The following is a 375-nucleotide window of genomic DNA, read 5'->3' as shown; positions in this document are numbered from 1 at the left end:
TGAGGATATCGCATTCCAGACCAATATCCTGGCATTGAATGCGGCCGTTGAAGCCGCCCGTGCTGGAGAAGCCGGAAAGGGCTTTGCAGTTGTGGCGGATGAAGTACGTAACCTGGCAAGCAAATCTGGAGAAGCAGCAAAGAACACCACGCTGCTCATTGGAGAAAGCATGCAGGCCGTGGAAAATGGAACCAAGATTACCGCTGAGACAGCGAAGGCAATGCAGGCAGTCGTGGAAGGAAGCAGGCGTATTAACACAATAATTGGAGAAATTGCATTGGCCTCTGACAAGCAGGCGGTGGCAGTTGATCAGGTGGCCCAGGGAATTGACCAGATTTCCTGCGTGGTTCAGACGAACTCCGCCACAGCGGAGCA

The 375-nt window shown here is 53.3% G+C and carries 1 protein-coding gene; it reads left to right on the top strand.

The window, feature by feature from the left end; genetic code table 11:
• Window positions 1-375: methyl-accepting chemotaxis protein (locus Q7P33_RS17955; protein WP_303872107.1), on the top strand; the 375-nt coding region annotated here is incomplete at both ends.

This window comes from Acetobacterium wieringae (genome assembly GCF_026646375.1).
GTDB lineage: Bacteria > Bacillota > Clostridia > Eubacteriales > Eubacteriaceae > Acetobacterium > Acetobacterium wieringae_A.
Note: the sequence above shows the minus strand (reverse complement) of the source record. Positions and strands in the feature narration are given on the sequence as shown.